Origin of the sequence: Gordonia sp. SL306 (genome assembly GCF_026625785.1) — a bacterium.
GTDB lineage: Bacteria > Actinomycetota > Actinomycetes > Mycobacteriales > Mycobacteriaceae > Gordonia.
On the sequence record NZ_CP113063.1, the window covers coordinates 2,484,657 to 2,509,847 of the forward strand.

Consider the following 25,191-nt stretch of genomic DNA (forward strand, 5'->3'; position numbering starts at 1 on the left):
AGTCTCGCCGGGAGCGGAGGCGGATCGGGCGGTCAGATGACGATCAGCAGGACGAGCAGAGCGATCAGTCCGGCAATGCTCACGGCCGTACCGAAACACGCGGAGCGGACGTCGTAGGTCGCTCGCGGCGCCACGGCGCGAGGGCTCATCGCTCGACGGAGGTCCGTGCTCGCGTGCGTTGCCATCGAAACCCTTCGTCGTCGCTGGTCGCGGCAGCAGTGCCGCGGGGCTGGACCGGCAGGGGTGACCCGGAGTGACTGCGGTCACACGCCCAATAGTCGGTCATGATAGGCAGACCGTCGGGCATACATCAACCCCGACGATGTTCGGCGCGGGCGTACGATCGGGACATGTCATGGCTTGACCAGCTACTTTCCGGGCAATCGCACAAGCGTCATCTCGTACCCGCCGATGAGGCGCTGCCGGGCCGCGAGGCTGCGGTGCCGGTCGCCCCCGAGCATTTCCTCCTGCACCATCCGATGAAGGGTGCGACCGACCCGGACGGTAACGGGATCGGTGAGTTCGGCGACGGTCTCACGGCCGTGGTCCTCGCGGGCGGATGCTTCTGGGGCATCGAGGAGATCTTCTGGCAGGTACCGGGTGTTCATACGACGGCCGTGGGCTATGCGGGCGGCTACACGTCGAATCCCTCCTACGAGGAGGTCTGCACCGCTCGCACCGGACACACCGAATCGGTTCTGGTGGTGTTCGATCCGTCGGTCATCGATCTCGAGGGCGTGCTGAGGATCTTCTGGGAGAGCCACGATCCAACGCAGGAGATGCGGCAGGGCAACGACGTCGGGACCCAGTACCGGTCGGCGATCTACACGGTGTCGGATTCCGATGCCGAGCTCGCCTGGTCAACTGCCGAGAAGTTCGGCACCGTGCTGGCCGATGCGGGACTGGACCCGATCGCGACGGAGATCAAGCCGCTCGCCGAGGCAGGCGACGGCCGGTTCTATTACGCCGAGGACTACCACCAGCAGTACCTCGCGAAGAATCCGCACGGTTATCGGTGCCATGCGGCCACGGGGCTGCACTACCCGGTCGCCTGATCGGTGGCCGACGAGATCAGTCCGGGACAGTGGAACCGGACGCTGCTGCAGCGTCAGCATCTGCTCGAACGCGTCGACGAGGATGCCATCGAGGTGCTCGACCGTTGCGTCGGCCTCCAGGCACAGGAACCCACGGCGCCGTTCTTCGGTTTGTGGTCGCGTATCAACGATTTCGATCCGGCGGAACTCGACGGTCTGCTGACCGATCGGGAGGTGGTCCGGATGGCGTTGCTCCGGTCGACCGTCTTCCTGATCGACGCCGAGGACGCACGATGGATACGGCCGATCGCACAACCGTTGCTCGACACCGAGGTCGCGATCCACGAGCGGCGTCTCTCCGGAACCGCCGCCTCCGATGTGCTCGCCGAGGCCGCCGGACTGCTGGCGGGGCGGGAGATGTCGGGCGCCGCACTGGGTCGTGAACTGGCACAACGGCACCCCGACGACGACCCGTCGACGCTGGTCGCGGTCGCGAGATGTGGTCTGCCGCTCGTCCAGGTGCCGCCCCGCGGCCTCTGGCGGGGATCCGCGGCACCCACCTACCAACTCTTCGACGACTGGGTCGGGCCCGGCGAGCCGGCCGTCGTCGACGACGAGGCCCGTAAGGACCTCATCCGGCTCTACCTCCGAGGTTTCGGTCCCGCGACGGTGAAGGGCATCCAGACCTGGTGCGGGCGTACCCGGTTGCGGCCGCTCCTCGACGCGATGGAAGCGGATTGGGAACTCGTGATCCGCACCGGTCCGGACGGGGAGCAACTGTTCGACCTCGACGGTCTCGACATCGTGGACGAGGACGTCTCCGCCCCGATCCGGTTCCTCGCCCCGTACGACAACGTGATTGTGGCGCAGGCAGATCGGCGTCGGATCGCCGACGACGACCGTTATCGCAGCCTGCTCACCGCCAACGGCCGGTACCCAGGTTTCGTGCTGGTCGACGGACGTCTCGCCGGCTCATGGCGCGTGGCGGACGGCCGCGTGGTCGCCGACATGATGATCGACCTGCCGCGGGGCGGCCGCGCCGAACTCGAGGCCGAACGTCAACGACTGCAACAGTTCTGCGACACGCGCGCTTGAGTCAGTCGCCGGTTCGCGGATTGCGACTCGTGATGCAGTAGCGCCGGCCAACGGGATCGGACATCACGGTCCAGGTCGGGAACTCTTCGACCACGCGAGCGCCCCAGTCCTCGTGCCGTGCCACCTCGTCCTCGACCGCGGTGGCGGCCAGGTCGAGATGTCCGGTGGCCACTGTCGCCTCGTCGTCTGGCCCGTTGCGCTGCAACAGGATGCCGATCGCCAGGGCGTGGTCGCGACGCAGGCGGAGCAATTCGGGACGGCTGGTCGGCTCGGTCGGCATGCCGGTGAACCGTGTCCAGAACGCGACCTCGCGCTCGTGGAGTTCGCGTGGGATGTCGATGCACACCTGGTCGATGATGCTGATCGTGTCGCCCGGCCATCGGATCGGGCGCGAGCGCACGGACTCGCCCTGCCATTCGACCAGGCAGAACACAAAACCTGCGGGCGAGGCCAACGACATGTAGGCAGGCCCGGCGTGGTCGCGAACCACGGTGGCACCCAGGGCGATCGCCTCCGCCGTCGCCGACCGCGGGTCGTCGACGTGGAGATCGAGATGGATCCCGCCGGGCCCGGCGTCGACCCGCTGCACACGGAGATGGGGATCCCCGTTGAACGGCTCCAACGAGGCGAACTCGCGGTGCTCGCCGCGCGGCGGCGACACGGTGCTGCCGGCAATCGCGCGCCAGAACGTGACCTCGGCACCGAACTGCTCGGCGGGAAAGTCCAGGAATGCGGTGAGCCATCGGATCTCCACGCCGCGAGTCTAATGTCGCCGCGGGCGTCGACGGGCCCGATGACGGCCGAGACGTGGCACTACACTCGGCACATGAGTCGTGGACCGTGGGACAAGGTGACCAAACGGGTGGCGCGGTCGCGGGCGGACCGGGTGGCCGTCGTTCGCCTCGACGGTCCGATCGGCATCGGTGGTCTCGGTCGTGCCGGGTTGACCGCCGACAATGTCGAGTCGGTCCTCAAGCGCGCCTTCGGCACCGAACACGTGAAGGCCGTCGTGGTCGTCATCAATTCTCCGGGTGGCTCGCCCGCCCAGTCGGAGTACATCGCGGAACGAATCCGCCAGTTGTCCGCGGAGAAGGGCGTCCCGGTCATCGCCTTCTGCGAAGACGTCGCGGCATCGGGCGGCTACTGGATCGCGTGTGCGGCCGACGAGATCTTTGCCGCGCACACCTCGATGATCGGGTCGATCGGAGTGGTGTCGTCGGGGTTCGGTCTCTCCGATGTGCTGACGCGCTTCGGCGTGCAGCGCAGGCTGTACACGACCGGCGACAACAAGGCCCGCCTGGACACCTTCTCTCCGGAGCGGCCCGAGGATGTCGAGTGGCTCAGGGCGCTGCAGGCACAACTGCACGAGGCCTTCATCGCGTGGGTCCGGCAGCGCCGCGGCAAGCGGCTCAGCGCTCCCGACGACGAATTGTTCAGCGGCGACATCTGGGTCGGCAGCCGTGCGGTGCAGGTCGGGCTCGTCGACGGGATCGGCGTGATGCGATCGGTCATCGCCGAGCGCTACCCGGACGCCGAGATCACCACGATCGAGGCACCGAAACCTCTCCTCGCCCGTCTGGTGGGCGGGCAGGTCAGCGTGAACCGGTTGATGGAGAGTGCCGTCGCGGGGACCGTCGTCGCCGTCGATCGGGCGATCGCCACGCGTCTGGGCTGATCTACGGGCGACGGCCACCGCGGGCTGGTGCACAACGGGTCCGTGCGCATCGGGGTCACGCCCACTTCTCCCCAACTTTCCCCAAGTTATCCACAGGAAATGCGGTCATCGCGAAGAACCTTTGACTGTGACGTGGGTCTGCAGGTTGTCGAATAGTCTCAACCGTTGCGCAACCAGATCCGTGACCCCCGTCACAACGGATGTGGTAGCGGTCACAGAACAGTGCAGCGTGTGGCCTGGTTGTCCACAGTTTCCACAGTCTCATCCACAGCTTTATGGTGGCCGATGCACACCTTGCGCCGGTCGCGCAAACCGGCATGTGGATAGTTATATGTAGGTCTACATAGTGCTGTTTCGATCGCATCGGCCGTGTCAATTCGCCAAGCCCATCCGCGCGGTTGTGCACAGGGCGCGCCGCGGCTGGCGCGGCTGTGCCACCATGGATTCGTGAGCATGGGCGACATCCGGCAGGTGCCGGTCACGGAGCTGCCGGACGATTTCACCGACGAGGTGGACCGCGTCCTGCTCGATGTCCGCGAGGACGATGAGTGGGCTGCCGGTCACGTCCGGGGTGCGGTACACATCCCACTGGGCGATGTGCCCGCCCGCATCGACGAGATCGACCTCGACGCCGACCTCCTGGTGGTGTGCCATTCGAGCGGACGGTCGATGCGTGTGCTGCAGTATCTCGCACAGCTCGGCTACGAGGGCAGCTGCGTCCGCGGCGGCATGCTCGCGTGGGTCGAGAACGAGAAGCCGGTCGAGGCGGGGGAGTACCGGGTCGAAATGATCGACCTGTGTCCGCGGTGCCGTATCCAGGCACCGCATCGTCCGGGGCGGGAGCGTTGCCCGCGTTGTGGCGGACCGCTGCGCGTGGTCGACAGCGATCTGATCGGTGACCAGGCCGGCCCGGTGGCAACGCGAGGCTCGTCGGCATCCCCCGGTGAGACCTCGGTACGGCCGACGGCGTCGTCGGCCCCGGGTCAGCCCTCGAGCGGACCGCGCAGCAGTCGGCTCTACCGGAGCAGGCATGTCCGGTGGGTCGCCCGCCGACCGCCGGAGGCCATCCCGGCCCGGCGACCGATGGTCCCGCCCGGGCCGCGGCCGATCCCGCGATACGTCTACGTCCCGCGATGGGGGCTGCGTGACGTCCCGATCGAGACAGACGTCGACAGTCGCAACCCGCTGGAGGCGCTGACGGCCGTCCTCCTCCACGCGCTTCGGCTCCTTGCCTGCGCCCTCGGGCTGGCCGCGATCGTCCATCTGCTGCGCTACGTCCTGCTGGTGGTGAACAGGTCCGTGCCGGTCGCCGGCTGGACGGACCGGGCATCCGCGTTCCTCGTGATCTTCGGCGGGCTGGTGGCATTCGGGGTGTTCGTCTACGTGACCGTGGTCTTCACCCGGTGGATCATCGCCCTGCGCGACGATGCCTATCGGCGACACGATCTCCGCGACCCGCGACCCCGGTGGCAGATCGCGCTGCTCGCAGCTGTACCGCTCGTCAACGTGGCGGGAGCGGCGGTCCTGCTGCACGAGGTCGCCCGGATGCGCGACGATCTCGAGGTCGAACGCACGCGGCGCCGGCTCACCAAGTTGTGGGTGGCCTGGGCGATCGTCAACGTGCTCGCGGTGATCACGGTGGTCACCCGCATCGTCGCGACGGCATCGGGCTCGATCCAGACCTCTGCCAACGGGCTTGCGGCGGTGGTTATCAGTTCGGCGGTGTCCGGCGTGTTCGCGTGGTGGCTCGGCACCCGTCTGATGGTGATTTTCGGTGGACCACAGGACGAACCGGTACCGTCACGACGCTGGGTGGCGGTCGCATGACGGGTGTGGAGCAGATCTCCCGATCCGGCAAGCCGGCGGTGGTGGCCCATCGTGGCGCCTCGGAGGCGCTCCCCGAGCACACCCTCGCGGCCTACGAGCTGGCCCTGAGTCAGGGGGCCGACGGGCTCGAATGCGACGTCCGGCTGACCAGCGACCAGGAACTCGTCTGCGTCCACGACCGCACCGTCGACCGGACCTCCGACGGAACCGGTGTGGTCAGCGAGATGTCGCTGGCGGAATTACGCGATCTGGACTTCGGCAGTTGGCATCCGGCAGGCGACAAGGCGTCGGTGCTGACCCTGCGGGAGCTGCTCTCCCTCACGCTGGATTGGCGCAGGCCCGTGCGGCTGTTCATCGAGACCAAGCATCCGGTGCGCTACGGCAGCCTGGTGGAGCAGAAGCTGCTGGCACTTCTCCACGAGTTCGGTGTGGGTACCCCGCCGTCGGCGGATCACAGTCGCGCGGTGGTCATCTCGTTCTCGTCGGCCGGGGTGTGGCGGATTCGCCGGCACGCCCCGATGTTGCCGACGATCCTGCTCGGCGACACCGCTCGCCTGCTCGGCGGAAGTGCCGCGACGGCGGTCGGTGCCACCGGCATCGGGCCGTCCGTGGAAACCCTGCGGCTGAACCCGGATCTGGTGGACCGCGCCGCCGCGGCCGGTCGGGTCACCTACTGCTGGACGGTCGACGAGCAGGTCGACGTCCAACTCTGCGCGGATCTCGGCGTTCGCTGGCTCGCGACGAATCGTCCTGCGAAGGTCCGTGACTGGCTGGTCACCGTCGACTGAGCCTCGCGTGCGCAGGCACGGCGGATCTCAACGTGAGCCGACGTCACGTGAGCGCGCACCGAAATCTGCGATGTCGGCGGGCAGCCTGGTCCGAGCGCGGTCGGCCAGATCGGGCAGCCCGAGCGCATTCAGATACGACGACCACGCGGGACCCGGAGTACGTAGCGCCGCAACCTCATCGAACGCGACATGGCTGCGCACTCGCGCCGCCGCGGTGATCCGGGCATGGTCCTCGGACGTGAATATCTCGGCAGAACTACTGAGCAACGGATTGCCCTCCCCTGACAATTCGCCGTGTCGCACTTGGGAAGTGCGCTCGCGTGTCGGCTAGTGGTGCGGTTCGATGGTGTCTGTGAAGGCCAACTCGCCGGTGGCCAATTTGATGGCCCAGCGCTTGGCGCGGATCGGGCGTGACCCGATATGGGTCAGCGAGGCCTCGGTCTGTTCGCCGAAATCGTCGACCACGACCGCCTCCACGACGGTGCCATCATCGAGCGTGGCCGAGACCGCGTTGCCGATGACGATCTCCGGCTCGGTCGGTGGGGTCTCGGCGACCGGCTCGACCTCGGGCTCCGGCTCACGCTTCTTCTTCAGAAGAGCCATGTCTGTCCGACCTCCTCCGTACCGCGGGCGGTACCGACCATGTCGTGATGCAGCATGTGTCCTCCTCTGATTTGCGCGACCACACAGGTGAACTTCGTTCACTATCATAAACTACCGCCCCATCGTGGTGCCCGCAGCACCAGACGCGACCCGACCCTCAGGTGAGCGCGAGCAGGAACCGGACGAGGACGTCACTGACGTCATGAAGGCGGCGGGCGCGTTCGGTCGGGCTCGATGCCCATTGTTCGACCATCGCTATCAGTGCGCCGACGATCGCGGTGGTGGCCGCCGACCAGCCGCCCGGGGGAACGTAATCCTCGCCGAGAGCCCGTTTCAGCTCAGCCGCGATGAACTCGCCCCACACGGCGCGCTGCTCGAGGCGGTGTTCCTCCACACGAGCACTCACGCCGACGATCTCGACGAACGCGACCGCGGCTCGCCGGTGGTCCGAGCCGATGCTCCGGGCATAGGCGTCGACGGCGCACCGCGCGCGCGTCTCGATGTCGCCGTCCCCTAGAGTCGCCAGTGCCTCGGTGACCGCCGCGCGCCCGTCGTCCTGGATTCGGTCATAGACCGCGAGCAACAACTCTTCACGATCGGAGAACTGCTCGTAGAAGTGGCCTCGGGCCAGATTGGCGCGGGCGCAGATCGCCGAGACGGAGGCGTTCTGATAGCCGTCCTCCCCGAACACCGCCAGACCGGCGTCGAGAAATAGGACGCGACGGTGATCTCGGCGTTCGGTCACCGAGATGCCGCCATAGGTCCGATCCTTCACGCCCATACCCGACCAGTCTAAACGGGTCGGGTGCCCGATTCTGTCCACGACAAGGTGAGGCATCGCCCCTGCGTGCCCCCTCCGAATTCGCCGATGGCGAAATGCTCTTCGACAACTACCAGTGTTGGACGGGTGTGTGCAACAACTGCTACCGTCTCCGCTCGGGTGGGGGTGTGTCCGTGCGCTTTCCCCGGGCTGTCGTGGACGCCCCCACCCACCGCCGGCCCATCGGCGATGGGCTGCGGCCATGGCCTCGGCCGTGTCGCCTCGTGAGAGGGTGGACGTATGGCGAAGAAGAGCAAGCGGGGCAGCGGACCGCGTCCGGGCAGTAATCGGGCCGAGAGGGTGGCCGCACGCAAGGAGCGGCAGCTCGCCGCGATGGCGCCGCCGCCCAGGCCCTTTGCGGGACTCGCGGCCGAGTGCGACCTCGTGGCGTTGCGTGCGTTCGTGGCGTCTGCCATCGCCGACGTCGCGCTCGTCGAACCGGGACCGGCCGAACCCGAATTGACGTCGGCGGTACCCGACGATGCCGCCGCTCCGGCGAAATCTCAACGGCCGGAGGGGGTTCGGAACGAGGTTCGACTCGCGACGATTCTGCCCGGCGCGGTGCCTGCGCTGGTCCGCGACGCGACGAACGGGCCCGAGGGTCTCGTCGCGATGCAGACCGACCCGGAGCCCGTCGATGTGCCCGGATCCATGGCGGATGCCATCGAGTGGGCCGCACACGCGGAGTCGGATGCGGAGTACGAGCCGGGCGGCACGTCGCGGTCGCTCACCGAGCTGCTCGACGTGGACGCACAGTTGGATCTGGTGGTCTACGACGACTTCTCGTGGTGGTTCCCGCCGGGAACGGATGTACCGCCGGAGATCGCGGATATGCTGGCGCGGGCCAACGACTCGATCATGCCGACCGCGCGTCTCAACCCGAAGAGTGGCGTCGGCGCACCCTGGTGGGTCGACGCCGGCGAGCGCGCGCATCTGAGGTGGGTGCGACCGGAGGACGAGGACGACCTGATGACCGCGCTGGCCCGGCTGCATGCCGCGGATCGCCTGACCCTCGGCGAGGGTTCGCGTTTCGCCGGGTCGTTCCGCACCCACGGGTTGTTGGTGCCGGTGTTCGATCTGGACAACGAACTCCACCACGAGGAGTGGTACGCCGGCCTGGACCAGTTCGACGAATGGCTCACCGAGGCGATGGCCCAGACCGGCGATCTCAGCACCGCCGAACTACGTTCGCGCGACGGTATCCGCGGTCGTCAGGTCACGCTGCGCTGAGCAGTGTGAGACGGGCCACGCGGGCTCTTACAGATTCCCGCCTGCGGCAGCCGGTGCCGGTGTCGCGGGTGCGGGCGCGCCGTTGACCTCACGCTCGACGAAGTTCTCCAGGTCGAACAGGTTGCCCTGTGCGCGTTCGGCGATCGTCTGCAGGGTGGTCATCGTGGCGACCTCCTCGACCTGCTCGGCGAGGAACCACTGCATGAACTGCTCGCCGAGGTAGTCACCGCTGTCGCGGGCGGCACGGGCCAGATCGACGATCTGCTCGGTGACGGCCTTCTCCTGTTCCAGGGCCAGTTCGATCGGTGCCCGGTAATCGGCGAAGTCGTTGCGCGGGGCGGAGACGGCGGGGATCTCCACATCGATGTCGCGATCGAGGAAGTACTGCACGATCATCATCGCGTGGTTGCGCTCTTCGACCGACTGGGCATAGAAGTGCTTGGCCAGCTGGGGCATGTCGTGGCTGTCGTAATAGATGGCGACCGCGATGTATTGCTGCGCGGCGGCGAACTCGTTGCCGATCTGGTCGTGCAGCAGCTTGTGGAAGACGGTCTCGTCACGTGTGGCTGTCATGCGGTCCATCGTAGAAGGCCCGAAAAGCCCAGTTCAGCCCAGTTGAGCCTAACTGAGTTCAGCCTCACCAACATTCGGCTCGCCTCGCCTCACCCGCCGAGCACGCCGCCTTTGCCGGACAGCAGATCGTCGGGCACGGGGAGACCCTTGCGGATGTAGGTGAAGAACTGTTCGGTGTTGTCCCCCACCGCAAGTGAGTCCCCGTCGTCGGTGTACTCGTCGCCGCCGGTGGGCGTCGTGGTGGTGATCGGGTTGCCGCGCAACGCCCATGCGAGCCCCATGAGGTTCCAGATGTGGTCACCCTCGTCCACGGTGAGCGCATCGACTGCTCCGTTGACGAACGGGATCAGCCGGAACGGGTTGGCGAGCACCGACGGACTCGTCGCCTTGGCCATCAAGGCATTCAGGAACTTGCGCTGGTTCACCACGCGCTCGAGATCGGCATTCGGGAAGGCGCGGGTGCGGACGAGACCGAGGGCCTGCCTGCCGTTGAGTTCCTGGCATCCCTTCGGTAGCCGCAGACCGGCCTTCGGATCGTTGAGCGGCTGATCGAGGCAGATGGTGACGCCCCCGACGGCGTCGACCACGCTGTCGAACCCGCCGAAGCCGATCTCGGCGTAGTGATCGATCCGGACGCCCGAGAGCTGCTCGACCGTCTGGGTGAGTAGTTGGGGTCCACCGAAATTGAATGCGGCGTTGATCTTGTGCGATCCCTGACCGGGGATCGGTACGTAGAGGTCGCGCGGGATGCTGATGATCATCGCCGAACCGCTCGGCGGCTTGTGCACCATCATGATGGTGTCTGTACGAGACCCGTCGCTGTCGCCGGTGGAGAGTTGCTGACGCTGGTCGTCACTCAAGTCGGCGCGTGAGTCGCTGCCGACGATCAACCAGTTGGTGCCCGGGGTGTCGGCCGGCCTGCCTGCGTAGGGCACGAGCGCCTCGGTGCGGTGGAGTTTGCCGTCGTAGTAGAACAGCAGGCCCACCGACGCGACGACGAAGAGCAGCAGCACTGCCAGGATGAGTCGGCCGATCCGTACTCGACGGCGTTTGCGCTTCGGCTTGGGTGCAGGCGGTGCGACCGTCGAACTCGACCGTGGCCGGCGGGGTGGCGCACCTCCCGACCCCCGCGAGCCCGAACGACCCGGCTCCCCCGAACGCCTGGGCGATCCGGACGGGCGCGCCGGGATGGGTTCCGGCTGCTGAGTCGGTGCGTAGCCGGGTCTCGGTGACCCCGGCGAGTTCGACCACGCGAGCGGGGGCTGGTACTGCGAGCCGTCAGGGCGGCGATCGCGCAGGTGGGTGGTGGGCTCGGGCGCGCCCGGCGGTGGTGGGGCCTGCTGAGGGCGTGGTGCCTGGGGTGGTGGTCCCTGGGGTGGAGGCGGCGCCGGGTTGCGGCGGGGCGGGGGGCCGCCGGGGGCGGCTCGTCGAGCAGGGTCACCGGAGCGTGGCGCAGGCCCGGGAGGGGCGCCGCGCCGACGCATCATCGGCGGCTCTGGCGTATTCATCCCAACCAATGTACGCATCGGCGATCGGGAACCGGCCCGTCGAAGGGCAGCCTGCGATCCATCCCACAAAACATCATCAACAACTGTGACAGTGAGTATTGACACATACGGTCTGCTTACTTAGTGTCGGAGGTCACAGGCAGGACGACCGGGAGGTGTGCGGTGACCGCGACGACTCAGGCGACGACCCAGGAGGTACGCGGTGACACCGCGGGCCGGGAGGCGGTCTCGCGGCGCTTGATCAACGGCTCCGTGAAGCGGTCGTATGCGCCGGTCGTGGATCTGGACTGGGATCGGGCGCCCGAACCCGAGCGCTACTTCCTGCCGCCCAGCGTGCTCAGCCTGGTCGGCACCGAGATCTGGGAAGGACTCTCGCCGCAGCAGCGCATCGAGCTCTCCCGACAGGAGATGGCCAACATCCTCTCGGTCGGCATCTGGTTCGAGAATCTGCTGAATCGCACGTTGCTCGCCAGGCTGATGGTCGCCGACCCCGCGTCACCGACGACGCACTACGCCCTGACCGAGATGGGCGACGAATGTCGGCACATGGTGATGTTCGGACGTGCCATCGAGTGGTCGGGTGCCCGGCCGTTCCAGATGCGCCGGTTGGAGCGGGTCGGGATGGCGTTGCTGCCCCATGCACTGCGCGGGAGCCTCCTGTGGGTGGCCGCACTGGTGGGCGAGGAGATCTTCGACGCGCTGCAGCGCGAGATGCTCGACGATCCACGGCTGCAGCCCCTGGTGGCCCGTCTCATGCAGGTGCACGTCGCGGAGGAGGCCCGGCACATCGGGTTCGCCCGCGACGGGATCATGCGGCGCAAGCCGATCCGCGGCCGCTGGGAGACCTTCGTCGCGGCCAACGGGCACGCCTTCGCCGGTGTGCTCTTCCGTCGGCTCTTCACCAACCCCGCGATGTATCGCCGGGCCGGACTCGATGGGCGGGCGGCGGCCCGCGCCGCCCGCGCCAACCCACGGTTCCACGAGGCGCAGGTTCGCGGATTCGCCTCCCTCGCAGCATTTCTCGAGAGTGCCGGGCTGATGAGCAGACTCTCACGGTACGGCTGGCGTCGTGGCGGATTCCTGTGACGGTCCCGGCGGCGGTCCCTGAGCCGACGTCGGTCGCGGTGATCGGGCGTGGGCCGCTCGCCCGACGGTTCAAGACGCGAATCGGTCGGTCACGGCTGATGATCGAGGTCGTCGACGATCCGGCGCCCGGTGATCTCGCGGTGCGCGAGGAGCCGTCTCCGGACGGTGGCTATCTGGGGGTCGCGTCGGCAGGACGCCCCGGAGAATTCTTTCTCACCGATGAGCGGTCGATCGGCTATCTCGTCGATCTGGTCGAGCATTTCGTCGTCTCCGGCGCGAGGTCGGTGGTGGTGCGGCGTCCGATCGAGAACGAGTGGGCCGCAGTTGGTTCGGAGCGTGCTCGCCGCAAGCGACTGCGGGGTTTCCGTCCGGACGACTACGACTGGGTCGGAACCGAGTCGATCGACGACGACGTCTTCGACGGCGACGCAACGCTCTCGGCAGACGGTGACGAGATCGTGGCGCACCTTCGCGTCTCCGGGTATCTGGATCCGCTCGACGGCCTGTACCACTGGGCCGGAACGGCGTTCGGCGCCGAAGTGCGGACCTGGAAGGACGATCGGGTGAAGCACGTGACCGTGTCGATCGGGGATGGCGAACCGGTGGACGCGCGCCTGGCCGAGGTCACGCCGTCGGGCGCGGTGCGGGTCGTCGGTGTGGGCGAGCCGCCGTATCCGCTGGAGCCGCTCACCATCTGACGGTCGGGATCAACCCACCCAGCTCAGATGGTCGTGGAGCAGCGCATATCCGACGAATGCGACGACGTCCATCACCGCATGTGCGATCACCAACGGCCAGACGCGTGAGGTGATCTGGAAGAACCGCCCGAACACCAGCCCCATGACCATGTTCCCGAGGCCCGCGCCGACGCCCTGGTACAGGTGATAACCGCCGCGGAGCACCGAACTGGCGGCCAGGGAGGCGTTCTCCGACGTGCCGAGTTGCCGCAGCCGGGTGATGAAGTAGGCGACCACGATGATCTCCTCGGCCGCCGCGTTCCCGATCGCGATCAGGATCAGGATCGGCCAGCGCCACCACACGCCGTCGACCTCGCTCGGCACCAGGTGGGCGTTCATCCCCAGCGCACGGGCGATGGCGACCAGAGCGAGGCCGGGCAATCCGATCAGCGCGGCGAGGCCGAGGCCTGCCGGTAGGTCGCGACGCGGGGCCCATCGGCCGAGTCCGACCCGGTTCAGGCCGATCCCGCTGCGCCACAAGAGATAGATCCCGAGAGCGCCGATCGCAATCAGTCGGATCGCGCTCATCAGCTGCCGCACGAAGTCGATCCAGCCGAGATCCGATCGCGACGGATTCAGTGCGACGGTGGAGTTCCCGATCCCTCCCGACAACTGTGCCTCGATGAGGGAGAGCGCGGCGGCGATGGCGGAGAAGAGGAAGGTGAGCACACCGACGATCACCAGTTCGACGACGATGGCCCGCCGTTCGATTGGGTCGGTGACGACCTCGACGGTCCGCGGGCGCCCCGGTGTCAGTACCGATCGGAGCGTGGCGCGCATGGCGCACAGCTTACGGGTGCGCGCCGGAGCGGTCAGTCGGGCAGGCTGTTGATGAACGGGCAGCCCGCGAGGTTGCGGAGCGCCTGGGAGAGTTCGTAGACGTCGGAGACCGGCCGGGCGAAGGGCAACCGGACATCGGAATCGCCTGTCGGGCCCTCGATGCGGAACCGGATGCCGAAGCGATCGAGCCCGAGCGGACGGACACGTCCGGTGCGCAGCTGTCGCGGTAGCTTTCGGGCCAGCTGCCCCACCACGTCGGCGTGGTCGGCGTCGAGGTGGGCGATCCAGTCGCTCTCGTACTCCCAGAACGGATCGGGGAGCGCTCCGGCGAGCTCGGCGGCCGGGACCGATGCGGCCCCCGAGGCCGTCGCGATGACCGCGCTGTCGATCTGCAGGCGGAGCATCGAGTGCCCGTGGCCGATGTCGAGGAGCCCGTCGTCGGGGTGCTCGGCGGCGATCTCCACCGCGAGGTCGCGTTCCAGGTTCGACGGGACCGCGTGCAGGTGACCGTTCAGCCAGACAAGCGACCGCACACGTTCGCGGAGATCGATGGGAGCGCAGTCGGTGACCTCCACCATCGCGGCGAGCCCGTCGGGGCAGTCGCGGGCGAGGAGCATCGCCTCGCCGTCCGTCGGGACGAGCACGAAGGCCTGTGACTCGAACAGGTGGATCACGTTGACGGGCGCCGTCTCGGCACCCTCGACGGCCAGGGTCGCCCCGGTCACGCGCCGGCATGCGGTCTGGATCAGTTCGGCATCCGACGGATGGTCGGTGACTGCGTGGGTCATGCGCTCCCTCGCTCTCGATCAATGAAGGTAACCCTAACCTAAGAGATCGGGGCGCTGCTCGTCAACGTTTCGTTCTGGCCGGTCCGAAGAAGAACCGGACAGAGCGCCCCCTCGACTACGATCTTGTCGTGTCAGTGTTCGCATATTTCGGGCCATCGGGGACCTTCACCGAGATCGCCCTCGACAAAGTGCTCGCCGCGGGCGTGCCGTTGCCGCGAACGACCGGTGACGTGCAGAAGATCGCGGCGAAGAGTCCGGCGTCGACCATCGAGATGGTTCGTGGGGCGGTCGCCGATTACGGATGCGTTCCGATCGAGAGTTCGGTCGAGGGAGCCGTTCCCGCCACCGCGGATGCCCTGGTCCCGCCCGATCCGGGCACCTCGGGCCGCGTGCAGGTGTTCGCCGAGGTGGTCCTCGACGTCGCGTTCACCATCGCCGCTCGCACGCCGATCCCCGCCACCGAGGTGCGCAGTCTCGCCGCCTACCCGGTAGCCGCTGCGCAGGTGCGTGAATCGGTCGAGAAGCTCTATCCGAACGCCCAATTCGTGACGGCGTTATCGAACGCGGCGGCCGCCGCCGACGTCGCGGCGCAACGAGCCGATGCCGCGGTGACGACCTCGCTGGCCGCCGGGCTGTCGGGGCTGGTGACCCTTGCCGACGGGGTGGCCGACGCCGACGACGCCTACACCCGATTCCTCCTGATCGGGCGTCCGGCGCCGCCGCCGCCCGCGACCGGCGCCGACCGCACGTCGGTGATCCTCGACCTGCCGAACGTGCCGGGCAGCCTGATGTCTGCGATGAACGAATTCGCTTCGCGGGGAATCGATCTGACCCGAATCGAGTCCCGTCCGCGGCGGGATGTCCCGGGGTCCTACCGGTTCTATCTCGATGCCGTCGGCCATCTAGACGACGACGCGGTCGGCGAGGCGCTGCGCGCCCTGTACAGACGGTGTGAGCGGGTGGTCTACCTGGGCTCGTGGCCGGTCGATCGCGGAACAGGGGCTCCGCCGCCGGATCCGTCCGACAGCGCGGCCTGGTTCGCCGCCCTGCGGCGCGGGGAGGTCCGGTAGTGACGCGGCTGCACCTGGTCCGGCACGGCGAGACGACCTCGAACGTGATGCGGCGGCTCGACACCGCGCTGCCCGGCGCCGGCCTCACGGATTTCGGCGGTCGCCAGGGCGTGCGGTTCGCGCTCGAGCACACGCCCGGCGATCGGGTGGTCCTGGTCAGTTCGGTGGCGCGGCGTGCCCAGCAGACCGCGGAGTTGATCGGATCGGTGTGGGGAACCGCCCCCGACGTCGCCGACGGCATCCACGAGGTCCAGGTGGGCGAGCTCGAGGACCGCTCCGACGACGACGCCCACGGCGTGTTCAAGGACATCGTGGAACGTTGGCACCAGGGCGACATCGAGGCGCGGCTCCCGGGTGGTGAATCACTCGCGATGGTCTACGAACGCTATCTGCCGGTGATCGACGATCTCACCAGCCGGCACCTGGTCGGACCCGATCAGCGCGATGTCTATGTGGTCAGTCATGGCGCTGCGATCCGGCTGATCGCGGCACGGCTCGCCGGTGTCGACCCGACGTTCGCCGCGAGTACGCATCTACAGAACACCGGCAGCATCGAACTCGAGTACGTCGACGGATTGTGGCGGCTGCATCGTTGGGGCGCGGTCACCGGTCCGTTCGGTCCGACAGTCGACGAACCCCTCGTGACCGATCCGATGGGCTGATCGCTCAGCCGGAACTCTCAGCCCCAGCCGTTGGCGTGCAGCCAGGCGTCGTCGATGCCGAAATGGTGGGCGATCTCGTGGATCACGGTCACGGCGACCTCCCGGACCACCTCGTCCCGGTCGCGGCAGATCGCGAGGATCGGTTCGCGGTAGATGGTGATGGTGTCCGGCAGGTAGCCGCCGTATTCGTGGTCTCGCATGGTGAGCGCGACGCCGTGATAGAGGCCGAGGATGGTCGGCTCCTCGGTGTTGTGTGCCTCGACGAGGATCACCACATTCGACATGTTGTCGGTCAGCTCCGACGGGATGGTGTCGAGAGCGTCGGACACCAGCCCGTCGAACTCGTCGTCGGACATCCGGATCGGCATCAGGTCACCCGGCCGGGGCCGGCGTCTCGATCGGATTGGGCTCCACGCCGGGCGGCAGCGGAACCGGTGTCGGCAACGCCCGGCCAGGGGGAGCCGCCGGCGGCGGGACGGGCAGTTTGCCGTTGATGAGCAGGGTGGATCGGGCATCGCCGACCAACGTGGCGAACCCGCCGCCGTCGGGAAGGCCCAGGTAGCAGACGACCGTTCGGCTGCCGGCGAGCCAACTCGGCTCCGACAGCACCGACCACTGCACGTTCAGGGTGGTCGCATCCAGCTTGTTCTTGCCGCCGAGGAATCTGTTCGCCTGGACCGGGCAGATGGACTGCAGGTAGTCGTTCTGCTGTTGGGCGGCGGGCCACGGTTTGCCCGAGAGCCGATCCCCGAACCGCGGCGCGAGGGAGACCGTGCCAGTCGTCTGGAACGCGTGTGCCTCGGTGCAGTTGACCGTGGTCCCGGTCGGCTTCCTGGTGGCCCGGTCGATCCCGATGCAGGTGCCGGCAGGCCACTGGAAGGACTGATCCTGGTCGGCGACCCGGCCGACGAACTGTTCCGGTGCACCGTCCTTGCCGGTCTGCTGGACCCCGCAGCGCAGTTCGCGGGCGCCCTTGTCCCACTGCACCTGCGACGGGTACATCATGCCGACCGAGAACCGTCCCTGCGGATCGAGCCGTCCGTCCAGGTACTGGTCGACGATCACCGGGCACTGCTCGTCGCGGATCGCGGCGAATCGTTCGGTACCCGGCCACACGGCGGATTCGCCGAACTCGGAGCCGGGCAGCACCGCGGTGTCCAGCGGTCCGGCGACCTCGAACCGGTGTTTCTGATCGCAGCCGACCTTGCTCGGGTTGCCGGGGTCACCGGCGGGCCAATCGAGGCAGTCCCCGGTCACCGACTTCGTGAAGGCGTTCTGGGCGATCCGTTCGTTCTCGCCGATGTCGGTCCCGCCAACGCTGCCGCTGTCATTGAAGACCCCCATCGCGAGCGCGATCCCGCCGGCCACGATCGCGCCGATCACCACCGCCGACAACACCACGCGCGTGGGGTGGGCCAGCATGGTGGTGAGCCACCCGCTCGGTTTCGTCGCTTCGTCCTGGTCGGCGTCGGCACCGGTCGAGCGGCCCTCACCTGGGGAAGGGTCGACGACTTCCACACGATCGGTGTCGTCGTCGCCGGGTAGGCGCACCCAGTCGTCGGCGTCGTCGGGGGTGGGGTCGTCGTCGTTCATCGGGATCCATCATGCCTGTTGTCGGGAGGGCGTAGTACCCCCGCCGTTCCGCTGCCGAGCGGCGACGATCGCCTGGTGCCGGAATTGCGCCACTAGACTCGCGCCCGTGACCCCCGACAACCCCGACCACCCGAACGAGACCGGCGCCGAGGTCCCCGACGACGTCGCCGAACTGGCCGGTCGACTCTTCGACATGGCCCGGGCAGGCGATGCCGAGACATTGCGGGCCTACCTGGAGGCCGGTGTGCCCGCCGATCTGCGGAACCAGGCGGGGGATTCGTTGCTGATGCTCGCCGCCTACCACGGCTCGGGGCCCGCGGTGACCGCATTGCTCGACCACGGCGCGGACGCGGACGTCGCCAACGACAAGGGACAGACGCCGCTGGCCGGTGCGGTGTTCAAGGGCCACGACGATGTGGTGGAGCTTCTGGTCCGGGCCGGTGCCGACCCGCATGCGGGAACGCCGTCGGCGCACGACGCCGCCCAGATGTTCGGCCGCACCGACTACCTCCGATACTGGGAGCGCCCGGTCGAGTAACCGCCGGTCGAGTAGCCGCGAGCCCAACCGCCGGTCGAGTAGCCGCGAGCTTGCGAGTGGCGTATCGAGACGCGTATCGAGATCCCCACCCCTCAGCCCGCCCGGTTCAGCACCCGCAGAACCAGTTGTGCGACACCCGATTTGCCGAGTTCCGTCGGATGGTACGGCGCGGGCGGCTCGAAACCCGACAGCCACGGTTGCGACGAGCACGCCGTGTGCGCGGCACCGGTCTTCGACGCGGTCACCAGCGCGGCCCCGGAGATGCGGGCGGCGCGCGCGGTCGCGGCGACCAGGCCGTCGTGGACGCGGACGGTCTCGGCGGCCTCGTCGGCGGTCAACGGAATCCGACTGCACTGCGGTGCATGCGGATCGATCAGAGGCGGATAGTCGACGATCACCACCTTGGCATGCGGTGCGTGGGACCGTACCTGCGAGACGATCTCGACGATCGCGTGCTCGACCGCCGTGTAGGCGTCGGCAGATGGCTCCGGCCGGACCCGTGCGCCGGCGCGGCAACCGCTGATCACGCTGTCGCGCGCCAGATTGGCGACCGTGTTCGCGCAGCCCTGGGCGGCGACGCGACTGATGTAGCTCAGGTCGTTCCCGCCGATGGTGACGGTGACCAGATCGGTGTCCGGGGTGACCGCGGTGATCTGCGGGACGTCGGCGTACGGCGACTGCGGGGTACGGAGAATGTTCGCCGTGGTCGCCCCGGAACAGGTGACATCGGTGAGCGACAGGCCGCGGGCGGCGGCCACCTGATGCGGGTAATTGTCCGCGGTCCGCAGGCACCGTCGGTCCACCAGCCGGGTGGCGCCCGGACCGGCCGCGTACGAACTCCCCAATGCCACATACCTCACCGCGGGACGCCCGGCAGACGCCGGGCGCTCGGCGCGCGCCGCAGATGCCTCCACGTCGGGACTGCTCAGCTCGACGACCGCCATACCCGCGGCGACGATCGCGACGGTCACCAGAGAAGCCGCGACGGTCGCGGCGCGCGTGACGAACGCACGGGTCACGTGCATGAGGGGAGTCCTTTCCGGACCGGGCAGAACCGGAGGAGCGCCGGGCGAGTGCGGGGCGCGAGGTGTCGTGATGAGGATCGGTGGGCGGTGCGACTCCGTTACGGGCGCAACCACACCTCAAGTAGGGTTTCATACGTGATCGACCTCAAGATTCTTCGTGAGAACCCCGACCTCGTGCGAGCCTCGCAGCGGACGAGGGGCGAGGATCCCGGCCTGGTCGACGCCCTGCTCGACGCCGACACCACGCGACGGTCGGCCATCGTCGAGGCCGACACGCTGCGGTCCGAGCAGAAGGCGCTCGGCAAGCAGGTCGGCAAGGCTCAAGGTGACGAGAAGGCCGCGCTGCTGGCCAAGGGCAAGGACCTCGCCGAGCAGGTGAAGGCTGCGGTCGGCCGCCAGCATGCGGCCGACGAGGCGGCGACGGCCGCGCACCGTGCGATCTCCAACCTCGTCGAGGACGGCGCGCCTGCCGGTGGCGAGGACGACTACGTGGTGCTCGAGCACGTCGGTGAACCGCGCACGATCGACGACCCGAAGGACCACCTGGAGCTCGGGGAGTCGCTGGGGCTCATCGACATGGAGCGCGGGGCCAAGGTGTCCGGCTCACGCTTCTACTTCCTGACCGGTCAGGGCGCCCTGCTCCAGCTCGGACTGCTGAACATGGCCGCGCAGAAGGCGGTGGCGAACGGCTTCACCCTGATGATCCCGCCGGTGCTGGTGCGGCCGGAGATCATGGGCGGCACCGGTTTTCTCGGCGCCCACGCCGACGAGGTCTATCACCTCGCGGACGACGACCTCTATCTGGTCGGGACGTCGGAGGTGCCGATGGCCGGCTACCACTCGGACGAGATCATCGATCTGGCCAACGGGCCGAAACGCTATGCGGGCTGGTCGAGTTGTTTCCGTCGGGAGGCCGGCAGCTACGGCAAGGACACCCGAGGCATCATCCGGGTCCATCAGTTCGACAAGGTCGAGGGCTTCATCTACTGCAGGCCCGAGGACGCCGCGGCCGAGCATCAGAAGCTGCTCGGCTGGGAGCGGGACATGCTCGCCGCCATCGACGTGCCGTACCGGGTGATCGACGTCGCCGGTGGAGATCTCGGCTCGTCGGCCGCCCGCAAGTACGACTGCGAGGCATGGGTGCCGACGCAGAACACCTATCGCGAGCTGACCTCGACGTCGAACTGCACGACCTTCCAGGCGCGGCGACTGTCCATTCGCTACCGCGACGAGAACGGCAAACCGCAGATCGCGGCGACGCTGAACGGCACCCTCGCGACCACCCGCTGGATCGTCGCGATCCTGGAGAATCACCAGCAGCCCGACGGCTCGGTGAAGCTCCCGCCGGAGCTCGCACGGTTCGTGGGCACCGACGTGCTCGAGCCCAAATGATCCGGCACACGCCAATAGCCACCCTCGGATGACCACGGGCATCGTCATCGCGGTGATCGGCTCCTTCGCGTTCGCCGCGGCAGCAGTGTTGCAGGCGCTGGGGGCAGATCAGGTCGCGCAGCGTGCGGCGATCCGGGAAGAACGCCGGAAATCGTCGAAATCCCATCCGTCGCTTCGGTCAACCGTCGCGACGATGCTCACGGTGCCGTTCCTGATCGGGTTCGTCTTCGACATCGTCGGGTTCATCTCCACCATCCTGTCGGCCCGGCTGATCCCGTTGTTCCTGTCGCAGACCATCATCTCGGCGCGACTCGTGGCGACCGCGTTGCTGGCGATGGTCGTCCTGCACGTGTCGCTGACCATGCGGGACTGGCTCGCCGGAACGGTGGTGATCGCGTCACTCGTGCTGCTCGCGGTGTCGGCCGGTCGAGAGGGGGTCGACGACGCCCGCTGGATGCACTGGGCGGTCCTGGTGGCCGGCCCGATCTTGTTCGGACTCGGCATCGTCGTCATGCGCGTGATGCACAAACACATCGCCGCCGCCACCGGACTGATCGCCGGTGCGGTCTTCGGCGTCATGGCAGTGGCATCACGCATCCTCGACGGCCTCGACCCCTTCCATCCCGGCACCCTGTTCACCGACCCGGCGCTCTACGGGTTGCTGTTCAGCGGGATCTGCGGCTTCTACCTGTTCACCGTCGCGTTGCAGACGGGTTCGGTCAACGGTGCGGCCGCCGCCCTGGTGGTGGGCCAGACGGTACTTCCCGGCCTGGTCGGCATCCTGCTGCTGGGCGATGTGACGCGCGCGGGCTGGGGTCCGGTCGCGATCGTCGCCTTCGCCGCCGCGGTCGGGGGTGGGGTCGTTCTCGCCTCTTCGGGGGCGGTCACGGCGGTCGAATCCGCCGACGTCACGAACATGCCCCGGGGCTACGGCCGTACCCAGCGTGAGGTCGATCGGCAGCGGTGACCCCGGTGGCAGCGCGTCGAGTCCGACGTCGCACGTGCCGGAACGGGACATACTGATCCGATGATCATCGGCATCGTCGCCGCCGTCGTCGCCGCGCTCGGCTACGGAACCGCATCCGTCCTGCAGGCCCGGGGCGCCCAGAGCGTGGCGGACCCGACAGTGGACACGGACGAATCCGGACAGTCCCACGCTCCCAGCCTGCGGTCGACGGTGACCGCGATGCTCACGGTCTCGTTCTTGGCCGGTCTGGTCTTCGACGGCATCGGATTCGTCGGCAATCTCGTCGCGGCGCGAGAGATCCCGTTGTTCCTCGCGCAGACGATCGTCAGCGCGAACCTCGTCGTGACGGCGATCCTGGCGACCGTGATCCTTCATGTCCGCCTACGCACCCGCGACCAGGTCGCCATCGCGGTCGTGATCGTCGCGCTGGTCGTGCTCGCGCTGGCCTCCGCAGACGAGGGTCACGGCCACGACGGGGCGTGGCTGCACTGGACGGTGCTGATCCTCGGGATCGTGCTCATCGTCGGCGGCCAGGCGATCGTCGGGGTGATGGGAGCCCGCATCGCGGTGGTCGCCGGGCTGCTCGGCGGTGTCGTCTTCGGGCTGATGGCTGTCGCCGTCCGCATAGTGCACGGGATCGATCCGTTCTCCGTCGGCGACCTGCTCACCGATCCGGCCGCGTACGCGATCGTCCTGTGCGGTGTGGGCGGGTTCTACCTGTTCACCGTGGCGTTGCAGACCGGTTCGGTCAACGGTGCCGCCGCGGCACTCGTGGTCGGGGAGACGGTGGTGCCGGGTGCGGTGGGCATCGCGTTGCTCGGCGACACCACGCGGGCCGGGTGGGGGCCGGTGGCCGCCATCGCATTCGTCGCCGCGGTCGCGGGTGCGGTCACCGTGGCGTCGTCGCCTGCGGTTCCGCAGGGATGAGAGAAGGAAGATGTGACAAGTCCGCCACCGGAGCGGCGCCGAAGTGATCTCCGAGCACCGCTCCGGTGACCCCCAGACCGACATGACCTCCCGCGATCAGACGGGACGGCACGCCGTGGTCACCAGCGAAGCCGGCAATGTGAGAACACCGGGTTCCACATTGCGCAGAAGGTAGCACGGCAGGTCAACGTGGGCAATTGCTGCGTCAGAGGTCTTTCGGCGTGGACCGGCCCGCGGCAAACGACAGGATGATGCCGACGAGCATCTCCACCACGGTGTCCCGGTCGGGCCGATGTTCGCTGCTCGCCCAGAGATGCCCGGCCTCGGTCAGTGCGCCGATGAACGCGGCGGCCTCGTAGGTGAACCCGAACTCCGACTCCGACAATCCGGTGAACTCGGCGGCCGCCGCAGAGAAGAACTCGGTCCACTGTCCCCGGGCCTGCACGCGGTGACCCTCGACCCGACTGCTCACGCCGCCGACCTCGACGAACGCGATCCGCATGCGACGTGGATCCGTCGCGACCGAGTCGAAGAACGCCCCCACGGCCGCGCGGGTCCGGTCCTCGATCCCGGCATCCACCTCGTCGATCTCGGCGAACGCCTCCAGGACGGCGGTGCGCGCCTCGCCGTGGATCATGTCGTAGGCCGCGATCAGCAGGTCTTCACGGGTGTCGAACAGTTCGTAGAACTGCCTGCGGGACAACTTGGCGGCGGCGCAGATGGCGGACACGGTACCGCGGTCGTAGCCGCTGGTACCAAAGACGTCGAGCGCAGCGGACATGAACCTGTCCCGGCGTTCGGACTGCCGTTCCTCTACTGTGCGGCCGCGGTAAGAGCGTTGTGCCACTGGGTTTCCCGGATTCTGCCGTCTCGGCTCGCGAGGCTCAGCCGTCGAGCCGTTGGGCGCGCAACTCGTGCCCCTTGGATGTGAGGCACCGGCCGCTCGGCAGGTCCCACTGCCAACCGTGCAGATTGCACGTCAGCTTCTCGCCCTCGATCACGCCGAACTTGGAGAGGTCGGCCTTCAGGTGCGGGCAGCGGCGCTGTAGTTCCCAGCCGTCCTTGGTGATCGACGCCGAATCGTCGTGTGCCTCGGCAAACCAGCCGTCCGCGTAGGCAATCCGCTCGTCGCTGAGGCACTTGAAGAATGTGTAGAGGTACTCGTTGTACCCGCCGATCCGCCACGTGGTGAATCGTGTGGAGAGGAAGATCGTGTTGACCCAGTCGGGTTCGTCGTCGCGGAGCACGGTCCGAACCAGCTCCGGTGCGATCCGAAAACCGTAGCGGTACTTTCCTTCTCCCTCTTTCGGCTCACGGACGATGCGGTTCGGGAAGTCGAGGACCACGGTCTGGTCGTCCATCACCAGGCCGACCGGATAGCCGATGCCGTCGCAGATGAGATCGGACTGCGCCATGATCGGCTCGAAGAGTTCCCGCAGTGCGGGCAGCAGCGGCTCGCCGTCGTCGACGGCCCAGGTGGCCTTGTCGGCGGCGATGACCGGCGCGAACTTCTCCTTCATCCGCTCGAGGTACGCCCGCTTGTTCTCACCGAACACCTCATTCGGCGCATAGGGATGCGAGACCTCGTTCAGCGCCGGGCCGGTGAACTCGGCGACCGACCCGGACACCATCATCAGGCCGCGGTGGCGTTCGCCGTCGTCGGTGCCGTGAATCCGCATCTGTTCCAGGAAGGTCTCCTGGTCCGGGAAGATCGATGTCTCGTCCGCACCGTCGACGCCGGAGCCGAAGTCGTTCAGACCGAACAGATCGTCGTCGAGGAACATCGGTGGCCCGGCCGACGGGACCACCCAGCTCGCCCCGACCTGTTCGATGTAGGACCGCGCCCGGTCCATGCCGCGCTGTCGCTTCTGCGCCGCGAAGTTGGCCTTCGATTTGCGCGGGATGTCGTAGACCATCGGGTACCAGATCGCGCCCGAGTACTGCAGGAGATGGACGTCGACGTGGCCGAACGCCTCGTCGATCACATCGAGGTCGATCGGGCGTGCGTCGTTCATGTTGAAGCAGGTGGTCTCACCGTCGGAGACGATCAGCCCGCTGTCGCCGATCGGGCCGTCGGCGGGTGCTCGCAGTGCGATGATCATCACATCCAGCGAACCCTTGTCGTTGGTGACCGTCGTCTTCACGGAGTCCTCGGTCTCCACGAAGGTATGGAAGCCGAGCTCCTCGAGCTCGCGGCGCAGATCGGGCACCGGATAGTCGGGCAGCAGGACGGTGGCGTCCTTGTTCACGTTCTCGCGGAGATTGCGCTCGTCGAAATGGTCGCGGTGCAGGTGTGAGACGTAGAGATAGTCGCAGTCGCCCAGCGACTTCCAATCCAGTTCGGAGTTGTCCGGGAACGGCACCCACGACGCGAAATACGCAGGGTTGACCCACGGATCGCACAGGATGGAACCGGCGCTGGTCCGGATGTGGAAACCGGCATGTCCGATGCTGGTGATCTGCAACTTCTCGC

At 67.8% G+C, this 25,191-nt stretch carries 27 protein-coding genes and 1 pseudogene; 15 read left to right on the top strand and 13 right to left on the bottom strand.

Annotated features, from left to right (window positions below; all coding sequences use genetic code 11):
• Nucleotides 1-350 precede the first annotated feature (350 nt).
• Both msrA and OVA31_RS11345 read left to right on the top strand, forming a co-directional pair.
• Nucleotides 351-1,055: a peptide-methionine (S)-S-oxide reductase MsrA gene (msrA, locus tag OVA31_RS11340; RefSeq protein ID WP_267631181.1), complete on the top strand. Its 705-nt coding sequence runs from the start codon at nucleotides 351-353 to the stop codon at nucleotides 1,053-1,055.
• A 3-nt stretch (nucleotides 1,056-1,058) separates the two neighbouring features.
• On the top strand, nucleotides 1,059-2,129 hold the full coding sequence (locus OVA31_RS11345) for a winged helix DNA-binding domain-containing protein (protein WP_267631182.1): 1,071 nt from the start codon (nucleotides 1,059-1,061) through the stop codon (nucleotides 2,127-2,129).
• A 1-nt stretch (nucleotide 2,130) separates the two neighbouring features.
• On the opposite strand, the gene OVA31_RS11350 is transcribed toward OVA31_RS11345, so the two are convergent.
• A complete protein-coding gene (locus tag OVA31_RS11350) occupies nucleotides 2,131-2,883 on the bottom strand; it encodes a VOC family protein (protein WP_267631183.1) in 753 nt (250 codons plus the stop codon).
• 72 nt (nucleotides 2,884-2,955) lie between these two features.
• Between OVA31_RS11350 and OVA31_RS11355 the strand changes: the two genes are divergently transcribed.
• From OVA31_RS11355 to OVA31_RS11370, 4 genes and pseudogenes are all read left to right on the top strand, one after another.
• Nucleotides 2,956-3,804 (top strand): S49 family peptidase, encoded by an 849-nt coding sequence (locus OVA31_RS11355; protein ID WP_267631184.1) that lies wholly within the window; start codon nucleotides 2,956-2,958, stop codon nucleotides 3,802-3,804.
• A gap of 453 nt (nucleotides 3,805-4,257) precedes the next feature.
• Nucleotides 4,258-4,575, top strand: a pseudogene (locus tag OVA31_RS11360) (rhodanese-like domain-containing protein); the annotation flags it as partial.
• Between the two features lie 15 nt (nucleotides 4,576-4,590).
• Nucleotides 4,591-5,631: a DUF4328 domain-containing protein gene (locus OVA31_RS11365; RefSeq protein ID WP_420714209.1), complete on the top strand. Its 1,041-nt coding sequence runs from the start codon at nucleotides 4,591-4,593 to the stop codon at nucleotides 5,629-5,631.
• Nucleotides 5,628-6,419 (top strand): glycerophosphodiester phosphodiesterase, encoded by a 792-nt coding sequence (locus tag OVA31_RS11370; protein ID WP_267631185.1) that lies wholly within the window; start codon nucleotides 5,628-5,630, stop codon nucleotides 6,417-6,419. The genes OVA31_RS11365 and OVA31_RS11370 overlap by 4 nt, the downstream gene beginning before the upstream one ends.
• Before the next feature lie 27 nt (nucleotides 6,420-6,446).
• On the opposite strand, the gene OVA31_RS11375 is transcribed toward OVA31_RS11370, so the two are convergent.
• From OVA31_RS11375 to OVA31_RS11385, 3 genes are all read right to left on the bottom strand, one after another.
• Nucleotides 6,447-6,686, bottom strand: coding sequence for a hypothetical protein (locus OVA31_RS11375; RefSeq protein ID WP_267631186.1), 240 nt, complete (start codon nucleotides 6,684-6,686; stop codon nucleotides 6,447-6,449).
• A gap of 60 nt (nucleotides 6,687-6,746) precedes the next feature.
• Nucleotides 6,747-7,022, bottom strand: coding sequence for a hypothetical protein (locus OVA31_RS11380; protein WP_267631187.1), 276 nt, complete (start codon nucleotides 7,020-7,022; stop codon nucleotides 6,747-6,749).
• Nucleotides 7,023-7,179: 157 nt separating this feature from the next.
• The gene (locus tag OVA31_RS11385; RefSeq protein WP_267631188.1) at nucleotides 7,180-7,803 is read right to left on the bottom strand and encodes a TetR/AcrR family transcriptional regulator; all 624 of its coding nucleotides are present in this window, start codon (nucleotides 7,801-7,803) and stop codon (nucleotides 7,180-7,182) included.
• A 279-nt stretch (nucleotides 7,804-8,082) separates the two neighbouring features.
• Between OVA31_RS11385 and OVA31_RS11390 the strand changes: the two genes are divergently transcribed.
• Nucleotides 8,083-9,072: a DUF5926 family protein gene (locus OVA31_RS11390; RefSeq protein WP_267631189.1), complete on the top strand. Its 990-nt coding sequence runs from the start codon at nucleotides 8,083-8,085 to the stop codon at nucleotides 9,070-9,072.
• A gap of 27 nt (nucleotides 9,073-9,099) precedes the next feature.
• On the opposite strand, the gene OVA31_RS11395 is transcribed toward OVA31_RS11390, so the two are convergent.
• Together OVA31_RS11395 and OVA31_RS11400 are read right to left on the bottom strand one after the other, a co-directional pair.
• Nucleotides 9,100-9,654 carry a ferritin gene (locus tag OVA31_RS11395; RefSeq protein WP_267631190.1) on the bottom strand — a complete coding sequence of 185 codons (555 nt, stop codon included), beginning with the start codon at nucleotides 9,652-9,654 and terminating at the stop codon, nucleotides 9,100-9,102.
• 80 nt (nucleotides 9,655-9,734) lie between these two features.
• Nucleotides 9,735-10,658, bottom strand: coding sequence for an LCP family protein (locus tag OVA31_RS11400; protein WP_267631191.1), 924 nt, complete (start codon nucleotides 10,656-10,658; stop codon nucleotides 9,735-9,737).
• Nucleotides 10,659-11,315: 657 nt separating this feature from the next.
• Between OVA31_RS11400 and OVA31_RS11405 the strand changes: the two genes are divergently transcribed.
• Together OVA31_RS11405 and OVA31_RS11410 are read left to right on the top strand one after the other, a co-directional pair.
• On the top strand, nucleotides 11,316-12,239 hold the full coding sequence (locus OVA31_RS11405; RefSeq protein WP_267631192.1) for an AurF N-oxygenase family protein: 924 nt from the start codon (nucleotides 11,316-11,318) through the stop codon (nucleotides 12,237-12,239).
• The gene (locus OVA31_RS11410; protein WP_267631193.1) at nucleotides 12,236-12,937 is read left to right on the top strand and encodes a DUF4873 domain-containing protein; all 702 of its coding nucleotides are present in this window, start codon (nucleotides 12,236-12,238) and stop codon (nucleotides 12,935-12,937) included. Before OVA31_RS11405 ends, OVA31_RS11410 begins: the two co-directional genes overlap by 4 nt.
• A gap of 9 nt (nucleotides 12,938-12,946) precedes the next feature.
• Here OVA31_RS11410 and OVA31_RS11415 read toward each other — a convergent pair whose 3' ends face one another.
• Both OVA31_RS11415 and OVA31_RS11420 read right to left on the bottom strand, forming a co-directional pair.
• Nucleotides 12,947-13,756 carry a CPBP family intramembrane glutamic endopeptidase gene (locus tag OVA31_RS11415; RefSeq protein WP_267631194.1) on the bottom strand — a complete coding sequence of 270 codons (810 nt, stop codon included), beginning with the start codon at nucleotides 13,754-13,756 and terminating at the stop codon, nucleotides 12,947-12,949.
• Nucleotides 13,757-13,788: 32 nt separating this feature from the next.
• Nucleotides 13,789-14,544: a DUF2470 domain-containing protein gene (locus tag OVA31_RS11420; protein WP_267631195.1), complete on the bottom strand. Its 756-nt coding sequence runs from the start codon at nucleotides 14,542-14,544 to the stop codon at nucleotides 13,789-13,791.
• A gap of 128 nt (nucleotides 14,545-14,672) precedes the next feature.
• Here OVA31_RS11420 and pheA point away from each other — a divergent pair, with 128 nt between their 5' ends.
• Together pheA and OVA31_RS11430 are read left to right on the top strand one after the other, a co-directional pair.
• Nucleotides 14,673-15,614, top strand: a complete 942-nt coding sequence (gene pheA / locus OVA31_RS11425) for a prephenate dehydratase (RefSeq protein ID WP_267631196.1) — start codon at nucleotides 14,673-14,675, stop codon at nucleotides 15,612-15,614.
• Complete coding sequence (locus tag OVA31_RS11430; RefSeq protein WP_267631197.1) at nucleotides 15,614-16,276, top strand: histidine phosphatase family protein; 663 nt, start codon at nucleotides 15,614-15,616, stop codon at nucleotides 16,274-16,276. The genes pheA and OVA31_RS11430 overlap by 1 nt, the downstream gene beginning before the upstream one ends.
• Nucleotides 16,277-16,293: 17 nt before the next feature.
• Here OVA31_RS11430 and OVA31_RS11435 read toward each other — a convergent pair whose 3' ends face one another.
• Together OVA31_RS11435 and OVA31_RS11440 are read right to left on the bottom strand one after the other, a co-directional pair.
• A complete protein-coding gene (locus OVA31_RS11435; protein WP_267631198.1) occupies nucleotides 16,294-16,644 on the bottom strand; it encodes a metallopeptidase family protein in 351 nt (116 codons plus the stop codon).
• Nucleotides 16,645-16,648: 4 nt separating this feature from the next.
• Nucleotides 16,649-17,869, bottom strand: a complete 1,221-nt coding sequence (locus tag OVA31_RS11440; RefSeq protein WP_267631199.1) for a septum formation family protein — start codon at nucleotides 17,867-17,869, stop codon at nucleotides 16,649-16,651.
• Between the two features lie 106 nt (nucleotides 17,870-17,975).
• Here OVA31_RS11440 and OVA31_RS11445 point away from each other — a divergent pair, with 106 nt between their 5' ends.
• Nucleotides 17,976-18,407: an ankyrin repeat domain-containing protein gene (locus tag OVA31_RS11445; RefSeq protein ID WP_267631200.1), complete on the top strand. Its 432-nt coding sequence runs from the start codon at nucleotides 17,976-17,978 to the stop codon at nucleotides 18,405-18,407.
• Between the two features lie 92 nt (nucleotides 18,408-18,499).
• On the opposite strand, the gene OVA31_RS11450 is transcribed toward OVA31_RS11445, so the two are convergent.
• A complete protein-coding gene (locus OVA31_RS11450) occupies nucleotides 18,500-19,432 on the bottom strand; it encodes an SGNH/GDSL hydrolase family protein (protein ID WP_267631201.1) in 933 nt (310 codons plus the stop codon).
• Between the two features lie 135 nt (nucleotides 19,433-19,567).
• On the opposite strand from OVA31_RS11450, the gene serS reads away from it, so the two are divergent.
• Genes serS through OVA31_RS11465 form a run of 3 tightly spaced genes read left to right on the top strand, consistent with a single transcriptional unit; the run spans nucleotide 19,568 to nucleotide 22,718 of the window.
• Nucleotides 19,568-20,824: a serine--tRNA ligase gene (serS, locus tag OVA31_RS11455; protein WP_267631202.1), complete on the top strand. Its 1,257-nt coding sequence runs from the start codon at nucleotides 19,568-19,570 to the stop codon at nucleotides 20,822-20,824.
• Between the two features lie 28 nt (nucleotides 20,825-20,852).
• Nucleotides 20,853-21,791 (top strand): EamA/RhaT family transporter, encoded by a 939-nt coding sequence (locus OVA31_RS11460; RefSeq protein ID WP_267631203.1) that lies wholly within the window; start codon nucleotides 20,853-20,855, stop codon nucleotides 21,789-21,791.
• Nucleotides 21,792-21,851: 60 nt separating this feature from the next.
• Nucleotides 21,852-22,718: a hypothetical protein gene (locus OVA31_RS11465; protein WP_267631204.1), complete on the top strand. Its 867-nt coding sequence runs from the start codon at nucleotides 21,852-21,854 to the stop codon at nucleotides 22,716-22,718.
• Between the two features lie 205 nt (nucleotides 22,719-22,923).
• Here OVA31_RS11465 and OVA31_RS11470 read toward each other — a convergent pair whose 3' ends face one another.
• Nucleotides 22,924-23,499, bottom strand: coding sequence for a TetR/AcrR family transcriptional regulator (locus tag OVA31_RS11470; RefSeq protein ID WP_267631205.1), 576 nt, complete (start codon nucleotides 23,497-23,499; stop codon nucleotides 22,924-22,926).
• 103 nt (nucleotides 23,500-23,602) lie between these two features.
• The gene (locus OVA31_RS11475; RefSeq protein ID WP_267631206.1) at nucleotides 23,603-25,183 is read right to left on the bottom strand and encodes a Rieske 2Fe-2S domain-containing protein; all 1,581 of its coding nucleotides are present in this window, start codon (nucleotides 25,181-25,183) and stop codon (nucleotides 23,603-23,605) included.
• Nucleotides 25,184-25,191 lie beyond the last annotated feature (8 nt).

Coding starts and splice junctions, on each gene's coding strand:
- msrA (WP_267631181.1), top strand. CDS start 351: ATGTCATGGCTTGACCAGCTACTTTCCGGGCAATCGCACAAGCGTCAT.
- OVA31_RS11355 (WP_267631184.1), top strand. CDS start 2,956: ATGAGTCGTGGACCGTGGGACAAGGTGACCAAACGGGTGGCGCGGTCG.
- OVA31_RS11365 (WP_420714209.1), top strand. CDS start 4,591: ATGATCGACCTGTGTCCGCGGTGCCGTATCCAGGCACCGCATCGTCCG.
- OVA31_RS11370 (WP_267631185.1), top strand. CDS start 5,628: ATGACGGGTGTGGAGCAGATCTCCCGATCCGGCAAGCCGGCGGTGGTG.
- OVA31_RS11380 (WP_267631187.1), bottom strand. CDS start 7,022: ATGGCTCTTCTGAAGAAGAAGCGTGAGCCGGAGCCCGAGGTCGAGCCG.
- OVA31_RS11385 (WP_267631188.1), bottom strand. CDS start 7,803: ATGGGCGTGAAGGATCGGACCTATGGCGGCATCTCGGTGACCGAACGC.
- OVA31_RS11390 (WP_267631189.1), top strand. CDS start 8,083: ATGGCGAAGAAGAGCAAGCGGGGCAGCGGACCGCGTCCGGGCAGTAAT.
- OVA31_RS11395 (WP_267631190.1), bottom strand. CDS start 9,654: ATGGACCGCATGACAGCCACACGTGACGAGACCGTCTTCCACAAGCTG.
- OVA31_RS11415 (WP_267631194.1), bottom strand. CDS start 13,756: ATGCGCGCCACGCTCCGATCGGTACTGACACCGGGGCGCCCGCGGACC.
- OVA31_RS11420 (WP_267631195.1), bottom strand. CDS start 14,544: ATGACCCACGCAGTCACCGACCATCCGTCGGATGCCGAACTGATCCAG.
- OVA31_RS11435 (WP_267631198.1), bottom strand. CDS start 16,644: ATGCCGATCCGGATGTCCGACGACGAGTTCGACGGGCTGGTGTCCGAC.
- OVA31_RS11440 (WP_267631199.1), bottom strand. CDS start 17,869: ATGAACGACGACGACCCCACCCCCGACGACGCCGACGACTGGGTGCGC.
- OVA31_RS11450 (WP_267631201.1), bottom strand. CDS start 19,432: ATGCACGTGACCCGTGCGTTCGTCACGCGCGCCGCGACCGTCGCGGCT.
- OVA31_RS11460 (WP_267631203.1), top strand. CDS start 20,853: ATGACCACGGGCATCGTCATCGCGGTGATCGGCTCCTTCGCGTTCGCC.
- OVA31_RS11465 (WP_267631204.1), top strand. CDS start 21,852: ATGATCATCGGCATCGTCGCCGCCGTCGTCGCCGCGCTCGGCTACGGA.
- OVA31_RS11470 (WP_267631205.1), bottom strand. CDS start 23,499: ATGTCCGCTGCGCTCGACGTCTTTGGTACCAGCGGCTACGACCGCGGT.